Source organism: Vibrio sp. 1167 (genome assembly GCF_033340375.1).
Taxonomy (GTDB): Bacteria; Pseudomonadota; Gammaproteobacteria; order Enterobacterales; family Vibrionaceae; genus Vibrio; species Vibrio alginolyticus.
In genome coordinates this window covers 1-1,680 of sequence record NZ_JAWOWK010000042.1, presented here as the reverse complement: position 1 = coordinate 1,680, position 1,680 = coordinate 1, and the positions used below count along the sequence as shown (strand labels likewise).

Annotated in this window: 1 protein-coding gene and 1 pseudogene; both read left to right on the top strand. The window is 47.2% G+C overall.

Annotation, left to right across the window (positions count from 1 at the left end):
• Positions 1-1,069 (top strand): GH36-type glycosyl hydrolase domain-containing protein (locus R7Z78_RS24175; protein WP_411977586.1); only part of this gene is annotated, 1,069 nt, incomplete at its 5' end.
• 106 nt (positions 1,070-1,175) lie between these two features.
• A pseudogene (locus R7Z78_RS24170) lies at positions 1,176-1,680 on the top strand (phosphoglucomutase/phosphomannomutase family protein); the annotation flags it as partial.

Below are 1,680 nucleotides of genomic sequence, written 5' to 3'. Positions count from 1 at the left end.
CTTCGACGAAGTGATTCCTTACGCGGATGGCGGTGATGCAACCGTGTATGACCACATGAAAGCTGCGCTAGACTTCTCAGCTGAATACGTGGGTCAAACGGGCATCTGGAAAGGTCTACGTGCCGACTGGAACGACTGTCTAAACCTAGGTGGCGGCGAGTCTTCAATGGTGTCTTTCCTACACTTCTGGGCGCTACAAGAGTTCATCGACCTTGCAAAATACCTAGGCAAAGAAGCTGACGTTGAGAAATACACCGAGATGGCAGCAAACGTGCGTGAAGCGTGTGAAACACACCTTTGGGACGAAGAAGGCGGCTGGTACATTCGTGGTCTAACGAAAAACGGTGACAAGATTGGCACAGCGCAACAAAAAGAAGGTCGTGTACACCTTGAGTCAAACACTCTTGCGGTGCTGTCTGGTGCGGTATCTCAAGAGCGCGGTGAAAAGGCAATGGACGCAGTCGACGAGAATCTATTCTCTGAATACGGCCTACATCTGAACTCACCATCATTCGCAACACCAAATGATGATATCGGCTTTGTAACGCGCGTTTACCACGGCGTAAAAGAAAACGGTGCGATCTTCTCACATCCAAACCCATGGGCTTGGGTTGCTGAAGCAAAATTGGGGCGCGGTGACCGTGCGATGAAGTTCTACGATGCACTCAACCCATACAACCAAAACGACATCATCGAAAAACGTATCGCAGAACCGTACTCCTATGTGCAGTTCATTATGGGTCGAGACCACAAAGATCACGGTCGTGCAAACCACCCATGGCTAACTGGCACATCTGGTTGGGCTTACTTCGCAGTGACCAACTTTATCCTTGGTGTGCGCACAGGTTTTGATGGTCTAACTATCGATCCATGTATTCCAACTAACTGGCCTGGATTTGAAGTCACTCGTCAGTGGCTAGGCGCGACTTACAACATCAAAGTTGTTAACCCTGATTCAGTCAGCAAAGGCGTGAAATCTATCACTCTGAACGGCGAAGCTATCACTGGCGCATCAGTACCAGTTCAAGCGGAAGGCTCCGTGAACGAAGTGATCGTAACACTAGGTTAATCGCTTAAAAATGCCCCAATGCACTTTTGCTCTTTAGCTTGTGCATTGGGTTCGCTAGCAAAATTTTAAGGCGCGGTGTATTGCCGCCCTTATTGAGGTTCGAATCATGATCAAATTTGGTACAGGCGGTTGGCGCGCATTCATCGGTGAAGAATTCACTAAAGATAATGTTCGTTTGGTTGCTCAGGCAGTAGCAAACATCACTAACAGAGAATCAGTGGCAGATCGTGGCTTTATCATTGGCTATGACCGACGTTTTCTGTCTGATAAAGCGGGCCGTTGGTTTGCCGAAGTTTTAGCGGCAAATGGCATTGTAGTTAGCTTTATCGATAAGTTTGTTCCAACACCAATCGTGATGTTCAAAGCAAAAGAGATGGGCTGTGCATACTCAGCGTGCATCACCGCATCGCATAACCCTGCCGATTACAATGGAATCAAAGTCTTCATTGAAGGTGGTCGTGATGCAGATGAAATCATTACCGAGAAAATTGAAACTCAAATTTCCACACTTACCGCACAAGATGTGAAAAGTGTCGATTTTGATCAAGCGGTTGAAGACAAGTTGATTGAAATCATCAACCCGATGAACGAGTTTGTTGATTCAATCATCG